Origin of the sequence: Endobacterium panacihumi (assembly GCF_050847465.1) — a bacterium.
Classification (GTDB): domain Bacteria; phylum Pseudomonadota; class Alphaproteobacteria; order Rhizobiales; family Rhizobiaceae; genus Neorhizobium; species Neorhizobium panacihumi.
Map to the genome: position 1 here is coordinate 371,946 of NZ_JBOZRA010000001.1, position 23,090 is coordinate 395,035.

The window sequence follows — 23,090 nt, forward strand, 5'->3', positions numbered from 1 at the left end:
GTTCTCCCTTATGGAAATCAGTGCAGGTAGGTCTGGCCCAAAATGTCGGACAGTTTTTCGAGGTCCTGTTCCAGCCGTTCATAGACCTTGCCGTCCATCGCTTCCGGCGTCATCACGGCAAGGCCGGAATAGAGACGGGTTGCCTCGCGCAGAAAGGGTGACATCTGGCTGTTCAGCTTGGCATTGGGCAGCTGTTCCACCTCGTTGCGAATCTCGTGCAACTGGAAGAGGATCGAGCGCGGATTGAGCTGGTCGAGGCCGAGAAGATCGTTGATGGTGAGGCGCGCGGTCGCCACGTTGTAACGGCGGCGGTGGGTCATGACGCTGTCGCCGATTTCCAAGAGCATGTCGAGAGCGCCGTCCGGGGCGTCTGCGCCGGACATGTGGCCGAGCAGGCCGGACATGTGCAGGCCACGTTCCAGATGACGGCCGATCGACAGGAAACGCCAGCCTGTAAACCGATACATGTTTTCATGCACGAGACCGGCAAAGCCCGCGAGTTTTCGAAGAAGAATGGTGGTGGCGTGCGCCGCATCATCGCCGGGTTTGACGACTTCGTGGAAGCGGCGTGCGGTCTTCGCAAGGTCGGTGAGGGCCAGCCATCCATCCGGCGAAAAGCGATCGCGGATATTGCTGGCGGAATAGATGGCGCTGTCGAGATTGCGGATCAGCGTCGCCGGAATGGCTTCCTTCGGCATGTCGATGTCGAGACCCTTCATGTAGCGGGTGACATCGGCCAGCAGCGGTGCATTCGGATCGGCGGATTCGGCGTAACGCACGTTCCAGGCGCGCAGGATGCGCAACGCCCCTTCGGCGCGTTCGATGTAACGGCCGAGCCAATAGAGATTGTCGGCGGCGCGGCTCGGCAGCGAACCCGGCATGGTGCGGGTAAAGCTCTCTTCCGGCGGCAAAAGTGTCGGTTTCGGCACCGACTTGTCGGAGACGATCCAGACATCGGCGGCCGAACCGCCGGACTGCATGGCAATCGCCGCCACATCGTCACCCGAGCCGATACGCGCAAAACCGCCCGGCATGATCTGCCAGCCCTTTTCGGTGCGCGCGGCAAAGATGCGCAGTGACATCGGCCGCGGCGTTAGCTTGCCATCGACATAGACCGGTGTGGTCGAGAGCGTCACGACTTCCTGCCCGACGAGTTTGGCCCCGTCGTTCGTCAGCCAGTCGCGGAGCGAATCCTCCTTGGTCTTGCGCAGGTCTGAGCCGCGCACCGACTGGCCGTTGTCCTCGAAGAATGGTGCGCGCGAATAGGCCGGGCCGATGACCATACGGTCGATGTTTTTTGCGACATGTTCACGCTCGGGCTTCTGGCCGCACCACCATGTCGCCACCGAGGGCATCAACGGGTCTTCACCGAGCAGGCGGCGACAGACGGTGGGCATGAAAGCCATCAGCGCGCGGGTTTCCAGAATGCCGGAACCGAGCGCGTTGACCAGCGTCATCGAGCCGGAACGCAGCGCCTGCACCATGCCGGGGGTGCCGATATGCGAGTTCTGGTCGAGTTCCAGCGGATCGGCGTAAGAAGCGTCGAGGCGGCGCCAGAGCACGCCGATCGGTTTCAGGCCGGCGACTGTGCGCACCATGACGCGGTTGTTGACCACCGTCAGGTCTTCGCCCTCCAGCAGCATGAAGCCGAGATAACGGGCAATATAGGCGTGTTCGAAATAGGTTTCGTTGGCGGGGCCGGGGGAAAGGACGGCAATGCGTTCATCCGGGTTCTGCCGATGCCCCTGCAAGGCGTCACGGAAGGCGCCGAAAAAGGAGGCTAGGCGATGCACATGGCTTTCGGCATAAAGATCGGAAAAGGCGCGGGTGGTGGCGACGCGGTTCTCCAGCGCAAAACCCGCGCCTGAAGGCGCCTGTGTGCGGTCGGCCAGAACCCACCAGTTGCCGTCCGGCCCACGTCCGATCTCGAAGGAACAGAAATGCAGGTAATGGCCGCCGACCGGATTGACGCCGACCAGCGGGCGCAGAAATTCCGGGTTGTTGGCGATCAGTGGCGGCGGCAGGATGCCGTCCTTAACCAGCCTGTTATCGCCGTAAATATCGGCCATCAGCGCTTCGAGCAGATCGGCGCGCTGCACGAGGCCGCGTGAAATGCTCTCCCATTCGCGCTCGTCGATCATCACGGGAACATGGCTGATCGGCCAGTTGCGCTCGCCATTGTCCTTGCCGTCATAGGTCCGGTAGAACACGCCGGCATCGCGCAGGTAGCGGTCGGCGCGGGCGAAACGTTCGTGCAGTTCGCGCACCGGCATGCGCTCGAGATGGGCAATCAGCTTGCGCCAGACCGGTCGGATTTCGCCCCGTCCGTCCAGCATCTCATCGGCCACGCCGGACAGCGCCGTATAGGCGAGGGCCGGTTGGTTTTCGCGCGCATCGTCAGTCAAACGTTCGGCTGCCGGTCCGGTGGACATTAGGGTCAAAACTCAATCAGGATAGTGGTTATGCAAGCTGTATTTTGTGTCTGAGTAGGAGGAGAGGTGCAGTAAATGCTCGTCATTTGCAAACCTTTCCGACGCCCGCAGGCACAAAATACAGCTTGTCCAAAGGATTGGCGATGATGGGCCGCCTGATCGCAAGCAATGCTCGACAAGACCAGTCGGTCTTGCCTTGCGCTTGCTTGCTTCCATTCAATCCCAGCATCGCCAACAGAACCACTATCCTGATTGAGTTTTGACCCTAAAGTGTCGTTATGCTCCAAGAGGCCGGCGCAGATCGAGCGTCAGCGGAAATTCGGGCGAGGGCGTTTCGGCCATCAGCGTATATTGCCCGGCCGTATGCCCCCAAGGTTCGAACCGCGCGAGCCGGCGTGCCTCCGCCTCGTTGCCGTTGACCGGGAAGGTTTCATAATTGCGCCCGCCCGGATGGGCAACATGATATCTGCAGCCGCCGATCGATCGGCCAGACCATGTATCATAGATGTCGAATGTAAGCGGCGTGTTAACCGGCAGCATCGGATGCAGACCGGACCTCGGCTGCCAAGCCTTGAAACGCACGCCCGCGACAGAGGTGCCGGAGGTGTCGGTTGCCTTCAGCGGCACGGCGCGGCCGTTGCAGGCAACGGTGTAACGCTCCGGGTTGCCGGTTTCGAGCCGCACCTGCAGGCGTTCGACCGAACTATCGACAAACCGCACCGTGCCGCCGATCGCGCCCTGTTCGCCCATCACATGCCATGGTTCCAGCGCCTGGCGCAGTTCCAGCTTGGCGCCCTGCTGCTCCACCTCGCCAAAGAAGGGGAAGCGGAATTCCAGTTGGGCGGCGAACCATTCGGGGCGCAGATCGAAACCGTTTTCGCGCAGGTCCTGCAAAACGTCCATGAAATCGGCCCAGACGTAATGGGACAGCATGAAACGATCGGCGAGTGCCGTGCCCCAGCGCACGAATTTTCCCTGCACCGGGTTTTTCCAGAAGCGGGCGATCAGCGCCCGCACCAGCAATTGCTGGGCGAGCGACATGCGCGCATTCGGCGGCATTTCGAAACCGCGGAATTCGACAAGGCCGAGACGACCGGTCGGGCCATCCGGCGAAAACAGCTTGTCGATGCAGATTTCCGAACGGTGGGTATTGCCGGTGACGTCGGTCAGAAGGTTGCGGAAAAGGCGGTCGACCAGCCATGGCAATGGCGGCTGGCCCTGGCCGGGGACGGGCACCTGCGCCAGCGCGATTTCCAGTTCGTACATGGAATCGTGTCGTGCCTCGTCGATGCGCGGGGCCTGTGAGGTCGGGCCGATGAACAGGCCGGAAAACAGATAGGACAGCGACGGGTGGCGCTGCCAGTGCAGCACGATGCTTTTCAGAAGGTCCGGGCGGCGCAGGAACGGGCTGTCGGCCGGATTGGCGCCGCCGACCACGACATGGTTGCCGCCGCCGGTGCCGGTGTGGCGGCCATCGATCATGAACTTGTCGGCACCCAGCCGCGTCTGGCGGGCCTCCTCGTAGATGGCCGTGGTGATGTCGACGGTTTCCTTCCAGCTGGCGGCCGGATGGATGTTGACCTCGATGACGCCCGGATCGGGCGCGACGCGGATGAGATTGATGCGCTCGTCATGCGGCGGCGCATACCCTTCGATATGGACCGGCAGGCCGAGTTCTGCGGCAGCGTTTTCGGCAGCAGCGATCAGTTCGAGATAATCCTCGATCTTTTCCACCGGCGGCATGAACACGCAGAGCCTGCCATCGCGCGGCTCGACGGAAATGGCAGTGCGCACCGCACCGTGGATCTCGCTCAGCGTTTGTTCGACGCGTCCGAGATTGGCCGGATCACTGGCGGTGAAAGAGGATTCCGGCATGGCCCGGCCCTGACCGCCCGCATGGCCGATCGGTACGATGGCTTCAGGCAGGGGCGCGCGGGGAATGGAGGGATCGGCCTCGTGGATATAGGGAAATTGCGAGGCCGGAATGAAGGGCAGTGTGCCAAGCGGCAGGCGATAACCGACGGGGCTGTCGCCGGGCACAAGAAAAATCTTGCCGCGTCGTGTGCTCCATTTTTCGCTGATCCAGCGCCGGGTTTGCGGTGCGCCGCTGGCATGGGCATTCCATGCCTGCACCGGCAGAACATGGCCGGTCGGTTTGGTGAGACCTCGTTCGAACACGCGGGCGATGCGGTTGCGCTCCTCCGGGTTCTTCAGTTGTGAATTAGAGGGATCGACATTTTCGGGCAGCGAGCTTTCCTTGATGATCCATTCGGCGGGATCCTCATAGGCCGGGACGACCATGTCGGGCTCGATGCCGAGCTCGGAGGCAAGGGCGGTGAGAAAGTTTTGCGAATCACTTTCGCTGACGCCGTAATCGCCGCCTTCCTGCGCCACCAGATCGGGGTTCTGCCAGATCGGCTTGCCGTCCTTGCGCCAGTAGAGCGAAAACGTCCAGCGTGGCAGGCTTTCGCCGGGATACCATTTGCCCTGGCCGTAATGCAGGAAACCGCCGGGCGCGAATTTTTCGCGCAGGCGACGGATCAGCACATCGGCCTTTTCGCGCTTGGTGGGGCCGACCGCGCCTGTGTTCCATTCGTCCGATTCGAAATCGTCGATGGATACGAAGGTCGGCTCGCCACCCATGGTGAGGCGCACGTCCTGCGCCTCCAGCACGCGGTCCACCTGTTCGCCAAGCGCATTGAGCGCTTCCCAGCTTTCATCGGAAAACGGTTTGGTGATGCGCGGATGTTCGGCGACGCGGGTGACGTTCATGGCGAAATCGAACGCGGTGTTCGCTTCGCCGAAATAACCGCCGGAGATCGGCGCGGCATTGCTGTAATGCGGGGTGGCCGCGAGCGGAATATGGCTTTCGCCGGTCAGAAGGCCCGAGGTCGGGTCAAGGCCAACCCAGCCGGCGCCGGGAAGATAGACTTCGCACCAGGCATGCAGATCGGTGAAATCCACCTCGGTGCCGGAGGGGCCATCAAGTGCCTTCAAGTCCGGTGTCAGCTGGATCAGATACCCCGAGACGAAGCGGGTAGCGAAACCAAGGTTTCGCAGAATCTGCACCAGGAGCCACGACGTATCGCGGCACGACCCCATGGCGGAGACGAGCGTCTCTTCCGGCGTCTGCACGCCCGGTTCCATGCGGATCACGTAACCGATAGCCTGCTGCAGGCGTGCATTGATGCCGACCACCATATCGACGGTCGGCTGGTTGGGCGAGAGGTCGAAATTTTTCAGGTAATCGATCAGCGCCGGGCCGGGCGGTTCCGGGATCATGTAGATCGACAGGTCTTCGGCCAATTCGTCAGGATAGCGGAATGGCCATTTGGTGGCCTCTTCCTCAACGAAGAAGTCGAAGGGATTATACACCGTCATGTCGGCGATCAGATCGACCTCGATCTTGAATTCGCTGACCGGTTCGGGAAACACGAAACGGGCGAGATAATTGCCATACGGATCCTGCTGCAGGTTCACGAAGTGGTTTTCCGGCGTCACCTTCAGCGAATGCGACAGCACTTTCGTGCGCGAATGGGCGGCCGGTTTGAGCCTTATGATCTGTGGCCCGAGCCGCACCGGCTTGTCATAGATATAATGGGTGAGATGGTAGACGCTTGCCTTGATCGACATCGTTCCCCTTAAAGCCCTTCGCGGGCGCCCCTTGCCCAGCCTCGTTCACATGGGCTGGTCACATCTTCGTTGATGCGAGTTTGTGCAATGCGGGGAGAGAATGCAAGGCGGTTTCGACGCGCTGCGGAGCGTCGATGGGCAAGAGATGCGCGCAGGGCGGCAAGGCCACCCTGCATGCGGCTTCATCACAGGTCGGTTATGCCGGGAAGGCTCGGGCCAACCGGCACGATGCCGTTCGGATTGAGCGCCTTGATCGAATAATAACCCTGCTTGATATGGTCGATATCGACCGTTTCGCGCACGCCGGGCAGGGCCAGAACGCGGATCATATAGGCCTGCAGGAACGGGTAATCGACAATGCGGCGCAGGTTGCATTTGAAGATGCCGTGATAGGCGGCGTCGAACCGGATCAAGGTCACGAAAAGACGCACATCGGCCGCCGTCACACGGTCGCCGAACAGGAAGTTTCTGCCGTCGGAAAGCCGTGCTTCCAGCGTGTCGAGCATGGAAAACACGTCGGCGAAGGCTTCCTCATAAGCGCCCTGCGTGGTGGCAAAACCGGCGCGGTAAACGCCATTGTTGAGCTTTGGATAAAAAGCCTCGGCCAGCGCGTCGATGTCGTCGGCGATATCAACCGGGTAAAGGTCGATCGAGTCATCCGCCAGCGTGCCGAAACCGCTGTTGAGCATTCTCAAAATGTCGGCGGATTCGTTGTTGACGATCGTCTTGTTTTTCTTGTCCCAGAGAACGGGCACGGTTGCGCGGCCGGTATAATGCGGATCGGCCATCGTGTAGATTTCGTGCATGTAGGTGGCGCCGTTGAGCCTGTCCTCGCTCGCGCCCGGATAGGTGCCGAACCGCCAGCCTTCGTCCGACAGTTTTGGCTCGACGACGGAGACGGAAATGACGTCTTCCAGCTTCTTCAGCTTACGGCCGATCAGCGTGCGCGAGGCCCAGGGGCAGATCAGTGCGACATAAAGATGGTAACGGTCCTTTTCCGCCTTGAATCCGGCCTCGCCGGTCGGGCCGGCGGAACCATCCGGCGTCACCCAGTTGCGGAAACCGGAGACCTGCCGCACGAAACCGCCCTTGGCGTCTGTTGCCTGAACCGGATGCCACTCGGCCGTCCATTTTCCATCCACGAGCATTTTTTATAGTCCTGCTGCTGTCTGCGGGTGACGGCAGGGTATCACGCGAAACCCTGCCGTCTTGTCTTTTAACGCTTGCCGGTTGGGGTGGGGCGGAGCGCGTAAGGACCATCACCGATCAGGGCGAGCGCCAGAAGGCCGACGATCCAGAAAGCGAGGAATTCCCAGCCGCCATTCGGGTTGTTGAAGAAGAAACCGGCCGGACCATGCACGGTGACGATGGCGCCGAGCAGAACCGGGATCATGGCGATGGCGGCGAGACGCGGCAAGACGCCGAGGATGAGCGCGACGGCGCCGATCAGTTCCCAAGCGATGGTGACATAGGCAAGCCAGCCGGGAAGGCCGAGCGAGGAGAAGAAGCTGGCCGTGCCGGCCGGGGTAAAGACAAAAATCTTCAGGCCGGCATGGGCGAGAAACAGGATGCCGAGGCTGAGACGGAGAATGAGGGCGGCGTATGGGGCCGTGCGGGTGTCAGTCATGAGCGGATGCCTTGCTTGGAAACAATGATGCCGTGTTTATGCATCGTTTCCGCATGGCTGATTATCCGGTTAAGATGAGAATAATTGTTTCCGATTTGGAAGGAATTGGAGCATCCGAAATGCAAGTAGCTTCGTATCGCTGAAAGCGCCAATTGCGATTATTAGGGTAGGTCGATGATGCGTGAGAAATTCTGATCGCTCTGGTCGATCCATTTTTCGTGAATTTCGTAGATTGCACGGCCTTCAGAAAGCGCGGCGTCAATCAGAGCGAATAGAGAAATTACCTGCTCTACGGTAAGGATCGCGTTGAACTCTGCCATGACCACCTTTTCGGAGTGCTCCAAACCACCAAGGTTCTTGACAATTTCAGCCATTCCGGACCGGATTTCAGCGACATCTTCATCACGGATGCACGCGTTGATCTTGGTCAGGTGATAGATGATATTGAAGGGAGAAAAACTGAATGCGCGGATGCCGCAGCATTCCTTCTCACAAATGGTTTCGCAGCTTTTGCAGAGCGCCTCTATGTATGGCGGGAAAGTAATTTCAATCATAATTTGTACATTGCACGCGCTGCTGAAAGTCCGCAATGGGCCGCAAACCATCATCCTTCATGGCATATCCAATTCGCCCGCTGCAGAGCAGGGCTCCTCACCTACCACCCCTTGTCCCAATCCGGCCGCCCCCTGAATGCGGCGGTCAGAAAATCCACAAGCACCCGCACCTTTAGCGCCAGATGCCGGCCCGGTGGATAAAGCGCATAGATGCCAAAGTCGTCGTAACCGCGCTCGGAGAGAAGCAGCGTCAGCCGTCCGTCGCGCAGGCAGGGGCCGGCGATAAAGCTCGGAAGACGGGCAATGCCGAAACCGGCAAGCGTGGCGGCAAGGCAGGCCTCGGCATTGGAAAATTGCAGTCGGCCCTTCATCATCACCGTGTCCGTGCCGCCATCGGCGCGAGCAAACTGCCAGCGATAGGGTTCTCGAAAATTGGTGTCGATGATGCAGTCATGGCCTTCCAGTTCGGCCGGCGTTTTGGGTGTGCCGCGGGCGGCCAGATATCCGGGGGAGGCGGCCACGACGACGCGGCTGTCGCAGAGTTTTCGCGCGATCAGGCTGCTGTCCATTGGCTTGCCGACGCGGATGGCCGCGTCAAAACCTTCATCCACCAGATTAACGTTTCGATCAGAAAAATTAACATCCAGCTGTATGTCGCTGTATTGTTTGGAAAAGTCTATTAAGATTGGTGTCAGCTGAGCGGTGCCGAAGGTGATCGGCGCGCTGATCCTCAGGCGTCCAGAGGGCGCGCCGGAGGCATGCCGCGTGACGGTATCGAGCGCATCGTAATCATCGAGAAGCGGCTTGATGCCTTCCAGATAACCACGCCCGGCTTCGGTGAGTGACAGGGCGCGGGTGGTGCGGGAAAGAAGCTGCACGCCAAGCTCCGCCTCCAGCCGCGAGACCAGTTTTGAGGCCTGTCCGGTACTGGTGCCAAGACGACTGGCTGCGGCGGCAAAACTACCGTTTTCCGCTACTGCCACGAACATCCTGTCGCAATCGAGCCTGTGCATTGGGGTGCTCTCTTATGACCTGTTTTCTCGAGTATCTTAGTACCCAAGCCCAAAGTGCTTTCAAGATTTTGGCGTGTTTTTTGCCGGACCTGAGCGAGCGAGATGAATCAGTGTGTGAAGTGATATTTGGCTGAGGTCAGCTGCAAATCAAAAAGGCCTCGGCGATCTTATTCGCCAAGGCCTTTTGAAACTGGATGGTGGGCGTGACAGGGATTGAACCTGTGACCCCTACGATGTCAACGTAGTGCTCTCCCGCTGAGCTACACGCCCTTCCGTGAGGCGGCATAAACCACATGGCCTTGCCGCCGTCAATTGGTTTTGTGTCGATTTTTTGAAGTTTTTTCAAACCCCTTGTGACACAAGCTTTTCGCCTCAGGCGGCATCCAGCATCTTGTTCACTTCTTCCACAAGGTCACGCAGATGGAAGGGTTTGGACAGGACTTTTGCGTCCTTCGGAGCCTTCGAATCCGCGTTCAGCGCAACGGCAGCAAAGCCGGTGATGAACATCACTTTCAGATCCGGGTCGAGTTCGGTGGCGCGGCGGGCAAGTTCGATGCCATCCATTTCCGGCATCACGATGTCGGTCAGAAGCAGCGAGAAGGGTTCTTCGCGCAGGCGGTCGTAGGCGCTGGCACCGTTGTCGAAGGACGACACTTTATAGCCGGCCTTTTCAAGCGCCTTCACGAGGAAGCGGCGCATGTCGTTATCGTCTTCAGCGAGAAGGATTTTTTGCATCGTCTTGAAAAACCGTCAGTGGGTCGTGTTTAAAACTTGGCTGTTTGTCCTACATTAGCCGTTTCGCGGTAAAGAACCGGTGAAGGCATGTAGAGTGCCAATGGTGGGTCATTACATAGTATGGACTTCACCGCTGGCAACTGGCAACATGACGTTACGAACAAGTTACCAATATGGTAAAGGCGGCTTCGGATAAGGCGGATGGGCGGAGTGACGGGCGAGATCGACCTATTCGAGGTGAGGGAGCCCACGTCGCAGACCATCCCATTCGTCTTCAATTCGCCCCATAGCGGCCGACATTATCCGGCCCAGTTCCTGAGTGAGTCGCGCCTCGACGAGATGGGGATCAGGCGCTCCGAAGACCATTATGTCGATGAACTTTTTGCGCATGCGCCCAATCTCGGTGCGCCGCTGCTTCTTGCGCATTTTCCGCGCGCCTATCTCGATGTGAACCGCGAGCCTTACGAGCTCGATCCGCGCATGTTCGATGGTGCGCTGCCGCCATACGTCAATATCGGCTCCATGCGGGTGGCCGGCGGGCTCGGCACCATTCCGCGCATCGTGGCCGAAAACATGGAGATTTATCGTCGCCGCCTCAGTGTCGAGGAGGGGCTTTCGCGCATCGAGACGATCTACAAGCCCTATCATGCCTGCCTGCGCCGGCTGATTGCCCGCACGCATGCGACGTTCGGAATGTCGGTGCTGATCGACTGCCATTCCATGCCCGGCAATATCCGCCTGTCGGGTTCCGATATCCGCCCGGATTTCATCATTGGCGATCGTTATGGCACCAGCGCCGCCGCCGAACTGTCTCGCGCGGCGATGTATTTTCTGGAAGGTCTCGGTTTTACGGCGGTGCGCAACAAACCTTATGCCGGCGGCTTCATCACTGAACATTACGGCCGGCCGGTGCGCGGCCTGCATGCGCTGCAGATCGAGATCAATCGCGCGCTTTATATCGACGAGGTGACGCTGCGGAAGCGGCCCGATTTCGATGATCTGGCGCGCGCTCTGACTGAGTTCATGGGGTCTATGGCGGAATATGCCGCCGAGTTTGGTCCTGATTCGGCTTTGGCTGCAGAATAATCCTTCTCAATTCCTGGAATTTTAAAACGCTTCCCGGTGAGGCGACGGCTCTCTGCGACCAAAAAAAACCGCGCTCGAGGCGCGGTCAAGTCTAGGGAGGAAACACCCAAGGAGGGTATTACAGTCCGAAGACTGCAAGGAGAAAGTTACCCCCGCACTGCACAATCGTCAAGCATGATTTTAACATGCGTAAAATATGTGCATTTGCCTATTGGGTCTGCCCCGATTGGCCTGCGCAGAAAACTGTGGTCTATGGGCGGCACAAGAAATTTCGGGGTGACCATGCTTCCAGATCGTTCGTTCTTCGACAGGCTGGCCGATGCGGCCAAGGCAGAAACGCTGCCACGCTTTCGCACCGGCACGCCCATTACCAACAAGCTTGCCGGCGGGTTCGATCCGGTGACGGAAGGTGACCGTGCCGCCGAAACCGCCATCCGGGCGTTGATCACCCAAACATTTCCGGAGCACGGCATTCTGGGCGAGGAGCACGAAAACATCGGGCTGGATCGCGAACATGTCTGGGTGATCGATCCGATTGATGGCACGCGTGCCTTCATTTCCGGCTTGCCCACCTGGGGCACGCTGATCGGCTTGCGCTCGAACGGTCGCGCCACGATGGGCATGATGGATCAGCCGTTTACTGGGGAGCGATATTTCGCCGATGGTCAAAAATCGTGGTATCGCGGCCCGGATGGCGAACATCAGGTTCGCACCCGCGATTGCGGTTCGCTGTCGAATGCGATCCTGTTCACCACCTCGCCGCATATTTTTGAGGGGGCCGATCTTTCTGCCTATCAATCGGTTGAGGAAAAGGTGCGGCTGTTCCGCTACGGCACCGATTGTTATGCCTATACGCTGCTGGCCGGCGGCCATATCGATCTCGTCGTCGAAAACAGCCTGAAACCTTATGATGTCGGCGCGTTGATCCCGATCATCGAACAGGCGGGCGGCATCATCACCACATGGGACGGCGGACGGCCGGAAGAGGGCGGCAATATCATCGCCGCCGGCAGCCGTGCCGTTTATGAAGAGGCGCTGGCGCTGCTCACCCCCTGAGCTTTCCAATCAGGCGGCTGCGTCGTCAGAGGTGATCGGCGCGGCGTCGCTGCCGGGAATAAAGGCCTCTATCGCCGCGAGCGCCTGGGCGCGATAGACATCGTCCTCTGAAAACAGTTCGTGGCGTCCGCCGATGATGTTCACCAACTGGCCGGCGCGAAAATTGCGGGCCAATTCCTCCTGTTTTGCATAGGGCACGATGCCGTCGCGCATCGGCGCCAAAACCAGCGTCGGAATGGTGATATTGGTGAGATGCGCCTGTGACGCGATGCGGCGACCCGCCTTCAGCGTTTCCTTCAGCCAGCGCATGGTTGGCGGGCCGATTTCCAACTCGGGAAAAGTCTTGCCGATCGCGCCATTGCGGGCAAAGCGTTTGGGATCCGATGTCAGCGGATTGCCGGCAAAGGGCCGGTTGTTCTGGTCCTTGCCGGCCGATAACTGGCCAAGCCCGATATTGGTGAGCGATCCGGCGACAAGACGGATGAGCCCTTCCGACAGGGCCTGACCGGTGAGGCCGACGAAGGGGGCTGCCAGCGCCATGCGGTCGATGCGGTTGGTCAGCCGCGGGGCGGCGCCAAGCGCGATCAGTGCGCCGGTGGAATGTGCGACGAGGAAAAAGGGCAGGCGGGTATCGGGCAGAACGATCTGTTCCAGAAACAAGTCCAGATCATGCTCGTAATCTGAAAAACGGCGCAGATGGCCTTTTTTCGGCTTTTTCAGCAGGCGGTCGGATCCACCCTGTCCGCGCAGGTCATAGGTCGCCACCCACAGGCCCATGGCGTTGAAATCGCGGATCGTCTCGTAATATTTCTCGATGGATTCGCTGCGGCCGTGCAGAAGCACGATCGTGCCGCGTGCCGGCGAAATGTCGGAGCGGAATACGGCGTAGCGCAGCTTTGCGCCGCGATGGCCGGTGAAAAAACCGGCAAAATGGTTGGGCGGCACCGGATTGTCAGGCGTCGACCGCAGGATGTCGGGCGTGGTGGTTTCTGCTTCGCTCATGAAGACAAGCGATAGGCGGAATGTTTTTGTCGTCAAGGGGAAAGTGGTTTCGGGCACCAGCCGTTGCCGGTGCCCGTTGGCAAAAAATTAATCGTCGCTGTCGATCGAAACCTGCTCGCCGGTTTCCGGGTGGAATTTTACCTCGATGCTGCGGCCATCCTTGTTGCGGCCCGACACTTCGTAGCAGCCGTCATCGATATCGATGTCGCGCACCTCAATGCCCATGCCGGTGGCGCGGTCGCGCATCTGGGCTTCGCTCATCCACTTGTCGAGCTGGACATTGCCGCAGCGGCGGTCATCGCGGTCGTCTGCATGGGCGATGGAGAGCGGCGCGAAAGCGGTGAGCGTGGTGGCGGCAACAGCGGCGGCGAGAACGAGCTTTTTCATGGGTGGTCTCCTTGGCGTCTATGGCGGGCACCATTGCCCTGCCGATGAAGCCACCCTAAGTCACGGCCACTGATCGATAACTGACGGCCCGTGTCAGCCAAATTTCAGTTTGGGAACGTTAGTTTTGCCTCCATGTTGAACCATGTCCTTATAAAAGCGTCGCTCGTCTCCGCGCTGCTTCTGACCGCTCCGGCGGTCGGTGTTGCGCGCGATCTGGACAAGCTGCGCGATGCGGTGAAGCGCGGCGACGTGCTGCCGCTTTCCGTGCTGCAGGAAAAACTGCGTGCCTCCTATCCGGGCGATATCATTCGCGTCGAACTGGATGAGGACGACGATCGTTTCATTTATGAGTTCAAGGTGCTGCAGGCGAATGGCCGGCTTTACGAAATCGAGATGGATGCGAAGGATGGCCGCATTCTCGATGTCGACGATGATGACGATGATTGAGGCCCATGCGCATTCTGCTTGTTGAAGACGACCCGCTGATCGCCCGCGACATCACGCATCACCTGACGCGTGCCGGTTATCTGGTGGAACATGAAAAAGACGGCGAAAGCGGCTGGTATCGCGGTGACAGCGAGGAATTCGCTGCCGTCGTGCTCGATCTCGGCCTTCCGACCATGGACGGGCTTTCCGTGCTGAAACGCTGGCGCACCGCCGAGCGCGAACTGCCGGTGCTGATCCTGACCGCACGCGGAAACTGGGAAGAGCGGGTGGAAGGCATCGATGCGGGGGCCGATGACTATCTCGCAAAACCGTTTCAGATGCCGGAACTTTTGGCACGGCTGCGGGCCATCATCCGCCGCTCGCAGGGCACGGCAAGCCCTGTCCTTTCCGCTGGGCGCATGAAAATTGATCCGCGCAGCCGCACCGTATCGCTCGATGGAGAGCCGGCCGACCTGACGCCGCTCGAATATCGCTGCCTGCATTATCTGATGGCCAATGCCGAACGGCATGTCTCGCAGCTGGAACTGACCGAGCAGCTTTACGCGCAGGATTTTGAGCGCGAGAGCAATTCCGTCGAGGTGCTGATCGGGCGGCTGCGCAAGAAATTCGGCAAGGACCTGATCACCACCCGCCGTGGTTACGGCTACCGGATCGGTGCCGCATGAAGCGGCCGCTGTCGATCCGCGTCCGCTTTCTTCTCGTCTCGCTGATTGCCGTGCCCTTGGCGCTGGCGCTGGCCGCGCTGTTCATGACCTCGATGTTTTCCGCCAGTCTGGAACGGCGGCTGGAAGAGGAGTTGAAGGGGCATATCAACACAATTGCCGGCTCGATCCGCCTTGGTGCCGATGGCCGCATCGAACATCCGTTCAGCCTGATGGACAGGCGGTTTACTGAAGCCTATGGCGGGCTTTACTGGCAGATCGGTGATGCGGCGACGCCGGCCATGTTTCGCTCGGAGTCGCTGTGGGACACCAGCCTTTCCAGCCCGGAAGACGTGCCGGACGATGGCGCCGTGCATCGTTATGAAGCGGCAGGGCCGAACGACACAAGGCTGATCGTGCTGGAACGGCAGATCATGGTGAGCGCTCCCGCCGGTTTGAAGCCGGTGCAGATTTCGGTAGCGTCCGATACGCGCGCGCTGGACGAGGCAAGCCGTGGTTTTGCGCTGGATATCCTGCCTTATCTTGCGGGACTTGCGGCATTTCTGGTCGGCGCGTCTCTGGTGCAGGTTTTTTATGGCCTGAAACCGCTGGCAGACCTGACCAAAGGGCTCGACCGTATTCGCGAGCGCCACAGCGGCAGATTGGAAGGCGCTCTGCCCGTGGAATTCGTGCCGGTCGAGGCGGCGGTCAATCGCCTTCTGGAATCGCAGGCGCAGTCGCTGGCCAAGGCGCGGGCGCGGGCCGGTGATCTGGCGCATGGGCTGAAAACGCCGCTCACCGTGCTGTCCAACGATGCGCTGACCCTGCGCGAGCGCGGCGAGGGCGAGATCGCCGACGAGATCGAGCAGCTGGTGCGTCTGATGCGTGGCCATGTGGAGCACGAACTGGCGCGCAGCCGCATCGTGGCCAATGCCGACATGCGCCAGACCGATGCGGATATCGAAAAGATCGTCGGGCAGGTGGTGAAAACGCTGCAGCGCACGCCCAAGGGCGAGGGGCTGACATGGACGGTGGAGATCGGCGCGCCACCCAATGTGCCGCTCGATGCGCATGATCTGCGCGAACTGATCGGAAACCTCACCGAAAACGCCGTCAAATGGGCGACAGGCGAAGTGTGTATCGGCTGGAAGGACGGCCGACTGGTCGTCGCCGATGACGGGCCGGGCGTGGACCCGGACAAGATCCGTAGCATGACGGAGCGCGGCGTGCGGCTGGACAGCCAGACGCCCGGCACCGGTTTTGGTCTGTCGATCGTCAAGGAAATCTGCGAGGTTTACGGGCTGGCCCTGTCGATCGAGAACCGGCAGGGCAGTGGTTTGATGGTGTCGGTGGGGTTCGGGGATGCCGCTTGAGGGGCGGGGCAAGGCTTGGCCTCTCCCCGCGATGAATGTGCAGGCTGTTGGAGCCGCGCTTGCTGACGCCTTATCCGAACGCCAGCGCCAGTTGGATACGGAAGGCTGGATGCCGCAGCACGACGATCAATATTGCGACAACGCAATTGGTGGAAACCGACCGGTCGCCGTCGCGACCTGATCAAGGCATCAGACCTCATCATCGCCGAGATCAATCGACTTGATCGAGCCGCCACGGAGGGATCGGAGATTGGTTGAGCTATGCCAAAACCTGCGCTTCGATCGCCGCTGCGATAAAGGCTTCCTTTGCCGCTTCCGCAGAGGCGCGTCTTTCGACGGCATTGGATACAGCGATACCGGCCAAATCGTACTTCGTTCCGCGATCGAGCGGCCAGCGTTGCATCAAATAATGAAGTGCCTCATCTGGTCCCTTGACGGTTTCCGAGGAGCCGTAACCAATACGCACATAAATCGGCGCTACCGATTCCGCCCTGTAGCGTCGCTCCTCCTTGTCCATTGTTGCTTCCTTGCGATCTTCCGTCGCTATGAGGCAATTCTACAAAAAATCGGAGGCTGAAAAGACACAAATTCGACTCAATGCTTGGTCCGTCCGATGGACCAGAAGCCCTCGCACCATGCACGAAAACGCTCTGGGAAGGTGTCGGTGAAATAGGGGCACGCGAAAGGTGTGAGGCCGTCGATAGCGGCCTGTCGGCCCTCTTCAACGATCTCAGTTCGGCGCGCGTCGCTGAGCATTCGGGAGTTGCCTTCCATAATGGGCTCCGCACAGAGGCGAGAGCGCAGGCATCTCCCAGCCGCCGAGAAATCGACGATGAGGCTGATATGGAGCAGCTGTCAGAGAAAGGAACCCCAGCAGCACCCGAAAAGACGGCGGGGCGTTAGCCGCACCACCTCAATGCTTATGTTCTGCGCCATCATCACCCTGCGTCGCTACCGGTGTCGCATCCGCAGCCTCCGTCGGATGCGGATGATCCGGGTCGGGACTATGCGTGGTGCGGTGGATGGCTGCCACATCGCCTTCCTGGCCATAAAGCGCGATATGCAGGCCCCAATAGGATGAGGCAAAGATCACCAGTGCGGCGGCAATACCGATCGGCGCGCCCGCCATCAGCTTCTTGAAACCCGGCACGAAAAACACGTCGCGGGTATGGTCTGCGGCGATCGCCACGATGACGGCCATGATCAGCGCGTGGCCGATGAGATCGATCCGGCCGAACGGATAAACGGCGGCGTTGAAGATGACGAACAGCGCCACGGCCGAGAGGCGGCGCACGAGCGGTGTCCACAACAGGCCAAAACCCATGGTGAATTCCGATACGCCAGCCATCGGGATAAACACGTCGCGCGGCATGCCGAAGGTGAGAAACGGCTTTTCCTCCACCAGCGGATAGAACCAGTCGGGATAGGCGAATTTTTCGAGGCTAGACCACATCAGCGCAATCGCCACACCCCAGCGCAGCGCCTGAAACCGGTGTTTTCTCAAGTCCTCGTTGGAAGAAGCTTCCATTACCAGATAGGCGGCGACACCGACGCCAAGTGCCAGATAATCGAGTAGGTGAAAAATGTCGTAATCGCGCAGCGCCAGCAGCCAGAGCAGAATGATGCCGGCGGCTGCGAGCGGCTGGGTTCGGCGGAAGAAGATCAGCATGGCGATCAGCAACTGGCCCCATGACACGATTTCCGAGGGCGTTTTCAGGTCGGGCGTCAGATAGACGCCGCCGACCGCAAAGATGGCAATAAAGAAGGCGCCGACCACGCAGCGCACGAAATCGTCGAGCCGGGTCCAGAGCGGATCGGTCAGGCGGTCCATGCCGAGCAGAATGCGTTCGCCAGCGCTGGATTTTTCGACGGCGCGGGTGGCGAGGAAAAACACCAGAACCAGCGCGATGCCGACCCAGAACCAGGTATCGGTAAGCGTCGCGCTGATCGGCTGCGGCGGGGCACCGACGATATAGGGCGCGAACCATTTGACGTGGGCGGCGGCCGGTTCGACAGCGAGGAGAAGCAAAGCGAGGGCGAGCCATCCGGCTCGATGAGCGGAGTGCATGGTGGTGTTCCTATCGATATCGCAGAGACGGCCGGAGCGGAGGCACCCGGACAACCCGTCATTTGCAATTTTGACGATAGTTTATTTTCTGACGGGTTATTTGCTTTTTGGCAATCAAGGAATGGATTGACGGCGGTCAGGCTGCGACAAACTGGCCATGTGCAGATAGTTTCCTGCGCGTGAGGCTCTCGGGTGGTGCCTTAGGACTGTCTAAAATTCGCGCAAAAGTCGCATATGCAGGAAACGCAAATAAGGGTCTTGAAGCCGGAAAATGCAATTCCCATCTTGGTTCTGCGGGCGCCGATGACGGGTCCGTAACGAGAGGTCAGGCATCGCCAGAACGGGATGCCGGCTTAAAAAACCGCAACACGTCGCTTCATGAGAGGACATCATGCGTCACGTCGATTTTTCCCCCCTTTATCGTTCCACCGTCGGTTTCGACCGCCTTTTCACCATGCTGGACAGCCTTGGTCAGCCTGATCAGGCACAGACCTATCCGCCCTACAATATCGAGCGGACCGGTGAGAACACCTATCGCATCACCATGGCTGTTGCCGGTTTCGACGAAAAGGAACTGAGCATCGAGGCCCGTGCGCATGTGCTGCACGTCAAGGGTGAAAAGAGCGAGGATGAAGCCGCTTCCAAGAGCGAGTTTCTCCATCGCGGCATCGCCAAGCGTGCCTTCGAGCGCCGTTTCCAGCTGGCCGATCATGTCGAGGTACAGACCGCGCAGCTGAAGAACGGCCTGCTCCACATCGATCTTCTGCGCACCATCCCGGAAGCGATGAAACCGCGCCGCATTGCGATTGCCGCCGAGCCGGTCGATACCCCGAAGACCATCGAGGCGCAGATCAGCCAGCCGCAGGTCAACTAAACTTCTAAGGCCAAAAATCCTCCCAAGACGACCTCCACGTCACATGGCCAACAGACGCCCCCTTGCAACTGCAAGGGGGCGTTTTGCTTGGTTTGACGGGATTTGATGTGCAGCCTACTATGCAATGACATGCTTCAGTCGCGAGGTTGTCATGCGTGTGACCGTGAAAAAAGTAGGCGGCAGCGCTTCCATTCCTATCCCGGACGAGATCATGGATGCGGCCAATCTTGCGGTTGACGCAGAGGTTGATGTCAGTGCGCAAAACGGGCGCGTGATTGTGGAAGCGCTCCACAAAGACGATCAAAGTCTTGACGAGATGATCGCCCTTATCACGCCGGATAATGTTCACGAGGAAATCGATTTTGGTGCGCCTGTCGGCAGAGAGCTGCTCTGATGCCGGTGGCCGGTTATGTCCCCGACGCGGGTGACATTGTCTGGCTGGATTTTTCGCCGCAGACAGGACACGAGCAAGCCCGGCGTCGCCCCGCACTGGTTTTGACGCCCGCCAGTTACAATCGTTTCGGCCTTATGCTGTGCTGTCCGATGACAACCAGGCGCAAGGGCTACCCTTTCGAAGTCATTCTTGAAGAGGGCAGCGTTGCGTTGGCAGACCAGATCAAAAGCCTGGACTGGAAAGGCCGAAACGCCCAGCCAAAGGGCCGGGCGTCAGATGTAGCGTTGAAGCAGGTCCGGGCCATGGCGACCAAACTGATCGGTTGACCCGGCAGGCCTCGATCTTCCTCACGCCGCAGCCGTTGCGCTCTTGTCTTCCACCTTCACCTTGCGCTGTGCGTATTTCTGCGCCAGCACGGCGCAGACCATCAGCTGGATCTGGTGGAACAGCATGATCGGCAAAACGATGGCGCCGATCGCTGAGGACTGGCCGGCGAAGATGGCATTGGCCATCGGCACGCCCGAAGCCAGCGATTTTTTCGAACCGCAGAAGGTGATGGCGATCTCGTCTTCTTTGGAGAAGCCGAGCAGGCGGCTACCATACATGGTGATGACGATGACGACCGCCAGCAGCACCATGTCCGTCACGATGACGGCGGCGATGTCGGTGAGCGAGAACGTGCGCCAGATGCCTTCGATGACAGCGGTCGAGAAGGCCAGATAAACCACCATCAGGATGCCGCCGCGATCGACCGGCGCCAGCAGTTTTTTGCGCGCACGGATCCAGTTGCCGATGAAGGGCTGCAGAAGCTGGCCGATGACGAAGGGGGCGAGCAGCTGCAGCGCGATCTTTTCGATGGCATCGGCCGACACGCCGCCGCCTTCGCCCGTCGTCGACATCACGAGGCCGGCGAGGATCGGCGTCAGGAACATGCCAAACAGGTTAGAGCCGGAAGCCGACACGATCGCCGCAGGCACGTTGCCGTTGGCCATGGAGGTGAACGCGATCGACGACTGCACGGTGGATGGCAGAACGCAGAGGAACAGGATGCCGGCGTAAAGCGGGGCGGGCAAAATGCTTTCCGGCAGAAATCCGATGGCCAGACCAAGCAGCGGGAAGATCACGAAGGTGGTGGCGAGAATGGTGAGATGCAGGCGCCAGTGCAGCAGGCCGCCGACCACGACTTCGCGCGACAGGCGGGCGCCATGCAGGAAAAACAGCAGGCCGATGGCGATGTCGGTGGCGATGCCGAACCAGTAGGCGGGCTCACCTGAAATCGGCAGGAAGGAGGCGAGGATGACCGCGCAGACCAGCATGATCGTGAAACGGTCCGGCATGAAGCGGCTCATGGATATTCCCTAACACTGATTTTTCTTCGATTGTAGAGCGTCTTCCCTTATCATGATGCGCGATGCAAGAATTAACAGTTATCACGAAGCAGGATAGGCGTGCTCAATCTCCATCATCTCGAAAGCTTTGTGATGTTGCAACAGGCCGGCAGCTTTACCGCTGCGGCTGAGCGTCTGGGTATCGGGCAATCGACGATCAGCCAGCATATCCAGCGGCTGGAAAAATCGCTCGGTCGGCAACTGGTGCAGCGCGACACACATCAGGTGCGGCTGACGGTGGATGGCGAAGCGCTGCTCGGTTATGCGCGCGGCATGCTGGATTTGAATGGCAAGGTGGCGTCGCTGTTTGGTGAAAGCCGTCTGCGCGGGCGTTTGCGGCTGGGTGTTTCCGAGGATGTGGTCGCCAATCGGTTGACTGCCATTCTGGAGGATTTCAGCCGTTTGCATCCGTGGGTGGATCTTGAGTTGACAGTCGCATTGAGCGGCGTGTTGTTCCAGATGCAGGAGGTGGGTGAACTCGATCTGGTTCTGGCCAAACGGCATATCGGTGAAACGCACGGGCGGCTGCTTTATCGCGAGCCGCTGGTCTGGCTGGCGCGGGATGCCGATGTCCTGTCGCGGGTCGATGTCGTGCCACTGATCGCCTTTCCGCCGCCGAGCATTACCCGAAAAGTGGCACAGCAGGCGCTGGATCAGAACAATATTGCGTGGCGGATCGTCTGCACCTGCGGCAGTCTTTCCGGCCTGACGGCTGCGGCGCGAGCCGGCATGGGTGTGCTGGTGCAGCCGCGCAGCATGGCGCCGGCAGGTTTGCGGGAGATCGCGCCGGGGCGTCTGCCGGATCTGGAGGATATCGAATTCGTGCTGGTGCCGCGGCGTGGGGCCGATGCGGCGCTGGTGGAGGCGGTATCGAGTTTGATCACGGCGCGCATTGTGCCGTGAGTGGGGGGAGGCGAAGGTCGAGGCGGGTGTCCTTCTCCCCGTCATGACGGGGAGAAGAGGCAAGCCGCATCCTCTGACATCATTGTTCAAGCCGAAGCGCAGATCGACAGGAACTGGTCGACGTCTTCTTCCGTCGTCGCGAAGCTCGTCACCATGCGGATCAGCACTTCATCACCGGCCACCTTTTCCGGCATGTCGCGCGGTTCCAGCCAGTCATAAAACTTCGCGCCCTTTTCCTGTGCCGCCTTGGCGGAGGATTTCGGCAGGATGGCAAAAACTTCGTTAGCCTGTGTCGGCCAGGCGAGGCGGGCGCTGTTGAGCGAGCCGAAGCCGGCGCGCAGTCGGTTGGCCATCTCGTTGGCGTGGCCGGCAAGGCCCAGCCACAGGTCGTCCTTCAGATAGGCATCGAACTGGGCGGCGATGAAGCGCGATTTGGAGAAAAGCTGCGCGGTGCGCTTGCGCAGGAAGGCAAAGTCCTTGGCAAGTTGCGGATCGAAAAAGACGATCGCCTCGGCGCACCAGCAGCCGTTCTTGGTGCCGCCGAAGGACAGGACGTCGACGCCGCGCTTCCATGTCATCTCAGCCGACGTGCAGCCGAGCGCCATAAGGGCGTTGGCAAAACGGGCGCCATCCATATGCAGCGGCAGGCCGTTATCCTTGGCGATTTTTGCAATCGCGTCGATTTCGTCGAGCGTATAGACGGTGCCGGCCTCGGTGGCCTGCGTCATCGAGATGGCGGCGGCGCGGCCGTGGTGAATGGCGTCCTGCGGATAACGGGCAATGCGGCTCACAAGGTTCTCCGGCAGCATCTTGCCGTCCGGGCCTTCGACGGCGACCATGCGCATGCCGGAAAAGAAGTCCGGGGCGCCGCATTCGTCCTCAATGATATGCGCTTCCGAATGACAGAAGGTCAGGCCGCCGGCACGGGCAATGCTCGCAAGCGACAGCGAATTGGCAGCGGTGCCGGTCGCGACGAAAAACACAGCGACTTCCCGCTCGAAGATCTCGTTGAAACGGACCTCGATCGACTTGTCGAGGTCACTGGAACCGTAGGCGGAGGCGAAGCGCGTGGATTCCTTGGAGAGGCGTTCGTTGATGGCGGGGTGGGCGCCGGCCCAGTTGTCGGATGCGAAAAACATGGAAAATCCTGTTACAAAATGCGCAGCGGTTCGGGAGATTTTTTCGAGCTTAAGGTTTTTGCGGCGCCAATCAACGGAAAAGCAGAGCTTTGGCGGCGGCCCTAACATCTCCGCAATCTAAAAGATGTCATCTGGTCTTTTGGGTAATTTTATTGCGCTGCGCCATAGTGTTTCGGCATTCTTGTGTCGTTTTGTCCGGTTTGAATCGTATTTCAGCCACTTGTGGAGCATTCACTTCTGTGGCATATAAATTGAGAATTAGGTCAGAAAGACTGTCCTATTTTCGGGAAATCGGGTCGGCGATAGGCCGGTTTCACCGCTGACGTTGGCGCCGATCC

23 protein-coding genes and 1 tRNA gene are annotated in these 23,090 nt (G+C 59.8%); 9 read left to right on the forward strand and 15 right to left on the reverse strand.

Going from position 1 to position 23,090, the window contains the following annotated elements; all coding sequences use genetic code 11:
* Window positions 1-17: 17 nt before the first annotated feature.
* From ACRQ1B_RS01750 to cpdR1, 9 genes are all read right to left on the reverse strand, one after another.
* Window positions 18-2,432, reverse strand: coding sequence for a circularly permuted type 2 ATP-grasp protein (locus ACRQ1B_RS01750; protein ID WP_432291953.1), 2,415 nt, complete (start codon window positions 2,430-2,432; stop codon window positions 18-20).
* 82 nt (window positions 2,433-2,514) lie between these two features.
* Window positions 2,515-2,667, reverse strand: coding sequence for a hypothetical protein (locus tag ACRQ1B_RS01755; protein WP_432291954.1), 153 nt, complete (start codon window positions 2,665-2,667; stop codon window positions 2,515-2,517).
* A 41-nt stretch (window positions 2,668-2,708) separates the two neighbouring features.
* Window positions 2,709-6,065, reverse strand: a complete 3,357-nt coding sequence (locus tag ACRQ1B_RS01760; RefSeq protein WP_432291955.1) for a transglutaminase family protein — start codon at window positions 6,063-6,065, stop codon at window positions 2,709-2,711.
* A 185-nt stretch (window positions 6,066-6,250) separates the two neighbouring features.
* Window positions 6,251-7,213: a glutathione S-transferase family protein gene (locus ACRQ1B_RS01765; protein WP_432291956.1), complete on the reverse strand. Its 963-nt coding sequence runs from the start codon at window positions 7,211-7,213 to the stop codon at window positions 6,251-6,253.
* A gap of 68 nt (window positions 7,214-7,281) precedes the next feature.
* Complete coding sequence (locus ACRQ1B_RS01770) at window positions 7,282-7,692, reverse strand: DoxX family protein (RefSeq protein ID WP_432291957.1); 411 nt, start codon at window positions 7,690-7,692, stop codon at window positions 7,282-7,284.
* Between the two features lie 161 nt (window positions 7,693-7,853).
* Window positions 7,854-8,246, reverse strand: coding sequence for a DUF6331 family protein (locus ACRQ1B_RS01775; RefSeq protein WP_432291958.1), 393 nt, complete (start codon window positions 8,244-8,246; stop codon window positions 7,854-7,856).
* 101 nt (window positions 8,247-8,347) lie between these two features.
* Window positions 8,348-9,259, reverse strand: coding sequence for a LysR family transcriptional regulator (locus ACRQ1B_RS01780; RefSeq protein WP_432291959.1), 912 nt, complete (start codon window positions 9,257-9,259; stop codon window positions 8,348-8,350).
* 195 nt (window positions 9,260-9,454) lie between these two features.
* A tRNA-Val gene (locus ACRQ1B_RS01785) sits at window positions 9,455-9,529 on the reverse strand.
* 102 nt (window positions 9,530-9,631) lie between these two features.
* On the reverse strand, window positions 9,632-9,994 hold the full coding sequence (gene cpdR1 / locus ACRQ1B_RS01790) for a response regulator CpdR1 (protein ID WP_112728645.1): 363 nt from the start codon (window positions 9,992-9,994) through the stop codon (window positions 9,632-9,634).
* 201 nt (window positions 9,995-10,195) lie between these two features.
* Between cpdR1 and ACRQ1B_RS01795 the strand changes: the two genes are divergently transcribed.
* On the forward strand, window positions 10,196-11,080 hold the full coding sequence (locus ACRQ1B_RS01795; protein ID WP_432291960.1) for an N-formylglutamate amidohydrolase: 885 nt from the start codon (window positions 10,196-10,198) through the stop codon (window positions 11,078-11,080).
* Between the two features lie 282 nt (window positions 11,081-11,362).
* Window positions 11,363-12,136, forward strand: a complete 774-nt coding sequence (hisN, locus tag ACRQ1B_RS01800; protein ID WP_432293789.1) for a histidinol-phosphatase — start codon at window positions 11,363-11,365, stop codon at window positions 12,134-12,136.
* A 9-nt stretch (window positions 12,137-12,145) separates the two neighbouring features.
* Here hisN and ACRQ1B_RS01805 read toward each other — a convergent pair whose 3' ends face one another.
* Together ACRQ1B_RS01805 and ACRQ1B_RS01810 are read right to left on the reverse strand one after the other, a co-directional pair.
* Window positions 12,146-13,138: an alpha/beta fold hydrolase gene (locus ACRQ1B_RS01805; protein WP_432291961.1), complete on the reverse strand. Its 993-nt coding sequence runs from the start codon at window positions 13,136-13,138 to the stop codon at window positions 12,146-12,148.
* A gap of 87 nt (window positions 13,139-13,225) precedes the next feature.
* Window positions 13,226-13,525, reverse strand: a complete 300-nt coding sequence (locus ACRQ1B_RS01810) for a PepSY domain-containing protein (protein ID WP_432291962.1) — start codon at window positions 13,523-13,525, stop codon at window positions 13,226-13,228.
* A 132-nt stretch (window positions 13,526-13,657) separates the two neighbouring features.
* Here ACRQ1B_RS01810 and ACRQ1B_RS01815 point away from each other — a divergent pair, with 132 nt between their 5' ends.
* Genes ACRQ1B_RS01815 through ACRQ1B_RS01825 form a run of 3 tightly spaced genes read left to right on the forward strand, consistent with a single transcriptional unit; the run spans window position 13,658 to window position 15,986 of the window.
* Window positions 13,658-13,972 carry a PepSY domain-containing protein gene (locus ACRQ1B_RS01815; protein WP_432291963.1) on the forward strand — a complete coding sequence of 105 codons (315 nt, stop codon included), beginning with the start codon at window positions 13,658-13,660 and terminating at the stop codon, window positions 13,970-13,972.
* Between the two features lie 5 nt (window positions 13,973-13,977).
* Window positions 13,978-14,637 (forward strand): response regulator transcription factor, encoded by a 660-nt coding sequence (locus tag ACRQ1B_RS01820; RefSeq protein WP_432291964.1) that lies wholly within the window; start codon window positions 13,978-13,980, stop codon window positions 14,635-14,637.
* Window positions 14,634-15,986 (forward strand): sensor histidine kinase, encoded by a 1,353-nt coding sequence (locus ACRQ1B_RS01825; protein WP_432291965.1) that lies wholly within the window; start codon window positions 14,634-14,636, stop codon window positions 15,984-15,986. The genes ACRQ1B_RS01820 and ACRQ1B_RS01825 overlap by 4 nt, the downstream gene beginning before the upstream one ends.
* Window positions 15,987-16,245: 259 nt before the next feature.
* On the opposite strand, the gene ACRQ1B_RS01830 is transcribed toward ACRQ1B_RS01825, so the two are convergent.
* Together ACRQ1B_RS01830 and ACRQ1B_RS01835 are read right to left on the reverse strand one after the other, a co-directional pair.
* The gene (locus tag ACRQ1B_RS01830) at window positions 16,246-16,503 is read right to left on the reverse strand and encodes a DUF982 domain-containing protein (RefSeq protein WP_432291966.1); all 258 of its coding nucleotides are present in this window, start codon (window positions 16,501-16,503) and stop codon (window positions 16,246-16,248) included.
* 396 nt (window positions 16,504-16,899) lie between these two features.
* Window positions 16,900-18,054: a hypothetical protein gene (locus tag ACRQ1B_RS01835; RefSeq protein ID WP_432291967.1), complete on the reverse strand. Its 1,155-nt coding sequence runs from the start codon at window positions 18,052-18,054 to the stop codon at window positions 16,900-16,902.
* A 391-nt stretch (window positions 18,055-18,445) separates the two neighbouring features.
* On the opposite strand from ACRQ1B_RS01835, the gene ACRQ1B_RS01840 reads away from it, so the two are divergent.
* From ACRQ1B_RS01840 to mazF, 3 genes are all read left to right on the forward strand, one after another.
* Window positions 18,446-18,928 (forward strand): Hsp20 family protein, encoded by a 483-nt coding sequence (locus tag ACRQ1B_RS01840; RefSeq protein ID WP_432291968.1) that lies wholly within the window; start codon window positions 18,446-18,448, stop codon window positions 18,926-18,928.
* A gap of 151 nt (window positions 18,929-19,079) precedes the next feature.
* On the forward strand, window positions 19,080-19,322 hold the full coding sequence (locus ACRQ1B_RS01845; protein WP_432291969.1) for an AbrB/MazE/SpoVT family DNA-binding domain-containing protein: 243 nt from the start codon (window positions 19,080-19,082) through the stop codon (window positions 19,320-19,322).
* Entirely contained in the window at window positions 19,322-19,648 is a 327-nt protein-coding gene (mazF, locus tag ACRQ1B_RS01850; protein ID WP_432291970.1) for an endoribonuclease MazF, read from the forward strand. The genes ACRQ1B_RS01845 and mazF overlap by 1 nt, the downstream gene beginning before the upstream one ends.
* 21 nt (window positions 19,649-19,669) lie before the next feature.
* Here the strand turns inward: mazF and ACRQ1B_RS01855 are convergent, their stop codons facing one another.
* Complete coding sequence (locus tag ACRQ1B_RS01855) at window positions 19,670-20,671, reverse strand: bile acid:sodium symporter family protein (RefSeq protein WP_432291971.1); 1,002 nt, start codon at window positions 20,669-20,671, stop codon at window positions 19,670-19,672.
* A 99-nt stretch (window positions 20,672-20,770) separates the two neighbouring features.
* On the opposite strand from ACRQ1B_RS01855, the gene ACRQ1B_RS01860 reads away from it, so the two are divergent.
* On the forward strand, window positions 20,771-21,613 hold the full coding sequence (locus ACRQ1B_RS01860) for a LysR family transcriptional regulator (RefSeq protein WP_432291972.1): 843 nt from the start codon (window positions 20,771-20,773) through the stop codon (window positions 21,611-21,613).
* Between the two features lie 86 nt (window positions 21,614-21,699).
* Here ACRQ1B_RS01860 and ACRQ1B_RS01865 read toward each other — a convergent pair whose 3' ends face one another.
* Window positions 21,700-22,752 carry a threonine aldolase family protein gene (locus ACRQ1B_RS01865; RefSeq protein WP_432291973.1) on the reverse strand — a complete coding sequence of 351 codons (1,053 nt, stop codon included), beginning with the start codon at window positions 22,750-22,752 and terminating at the stop codon, window positions 21,700-21,702.
* Window positions 22,753-23,090 lie beyond the last annotated feature (338 nt).

Bases quoted from the DNA above. Each gene is read 5' to 3' on its own strand.
- hisN (WP_432293789.1), top strand. From the start codon at position 11,363: ATGCTTCCAGATCGTTCGTTCTTCGACAGGCTGGCCGATGCGGCCAAG.
- mazF (WP_432291970.1), top strand. From the start codon at position 19,322: ATGCCGGTGGCCGGTTATGTCCCCGACGCGGGTGACATTGTCTGGCTG.
- ACRQ1B_RS01770 (WP_432291957.1), bottom strand. From the start codon at position 7,692: ATGACTGACACCCGCACGGCCCCATACGCCGCCCTCATTCTCCGTCTC.
- ACRQ1B_RS01825 (WP_432291965.1), top strand. From the start codon at position 14,634: ATGAAGCGGCCGCTGTCGATCCGCGTCCGCTTTCTTCTCGTCTCGCTG.
- ACRQ1B_RS01805 (WP_432291961.1), bottom strand. From the start codon at position 13,138: ATGAGCGAAGCAGAAACCACCACGCCCGACATCCTGCGGTCGACGCCT.
- ACRQ1B_RS01840 (WP_432291968.1), top strand. From the start codon at position 18,446: ATGCGTCACGTCGATTTTTCCCCCCTTTATCGTTCCACCGTCGGTTTC.
- ACRQ1B_RS01865 (WP_432291973.1), bottom strand. From the start codon at position 22,752: ATGTTTTTCGCATCCGACAACTGGGCCGGCGCCCACCCCGCCATCAAC.
- ACRQ1B_RS01835 (WP_432291967.1), bottom strand. From the start codon at position 18,054: ATGCACTCCGCTCATCGAGCCGGATGGCTCGCCCTCGCTTTGCTTCTC.
- ACRQ1B_RS01815 (WP_432291963.1), top strand. From the start codon at position 13,658: ATGTTGAACCATGTCCTTATAAAAGCGTCGCTCGTCTCCGCGCTGCTT.
- ACRQ1B_RS01750 (WP_432291953.1), bottom strand. From the start codon at position 2,432: ATGTCCACCGGACCGGCAGCCGAACGTTTGACTGACGATGCGCGCGAA.
- ACRQ1B_RS01810 (WP_432291962.1), bottom strand. From the start codon at position 13,525: ATGAAAAAGCTCGTTCTCGCCGCCGCTGTTGCCGCCACCACGCTCACC.
- ACRQ1B_RS01760 (WP_432291955.1), bottom strand. From the start codon at position 6,065: ATGTCGATCAAGGCAAGCGTCTACCATCTCACCCATTATATCTATGAC.
- ACRQ1B_RS01795 (WP_432291960.1), top strand. From the start codon at position 10,196: ATGGGCGGAGTGACGGGCGAGATCGACCTATTCGAGGTGAGGGAGCCC.
- ACRQ1B_RS01765 (WP_432291956.1), bottom strand. From the start codon at position 7,213: ATGCTCGTGGATGGAAAATGGACGGCCGAGTGGCATCCGGTTCAGGCA.
- ACRQ1B_RS01855 (WP_432291971.1), bottom strand. From the start codon at position 20,671: ATGAGCCGCTTCATGCCGGACCGTTTCACGATCATGCTGGTCTGCGCG.
- ACRQ1B_RS01820 (WP_432291964.1), top strand. From the start codon at position 13,978: ATGCGCATTCTGCTTGTTGAAGACGACCCGCTGATCGCCCGCGACATC.
- ACRQ1B_RS01780 (WP_432291959.1), bottom strand. From the start codon at position 9,259: ATGCACAGGCTCGATTGCGACAGGATGTTCGTGGCAGTAGCGGAAAAC.
- ACRQ1B_RS01845 (WP_432291969.1), top strand. From the start codon at position 19,080: ATGCGTGTGACCGTGAAAAAAGTAGGCGGCAGCGCTTCCATTCCTATC.
- ACRQ1B_RS01775 (WP_432291958.1), bottom strand. From the start codon at position 8,246: ATGATTGAAATTACTTTCCCGCCATACATAGAGGCGCTCTGCAAAAGC.
- cpdR1 (WP_112728645.1), bottom strand. From the start codon at position 9,994: ATGCAAAAAATCCTTCTCGCTGAAGACGATAACGACATGCGCCGCTTC.
- ACRQ1B_RS01830 (WP_432291966.1), bottom strand. From the start codon at position 16,503: ATGGACAAGGAGGAGCGACGCTACAGGGCGGAATCGGTAGCGCCGATT.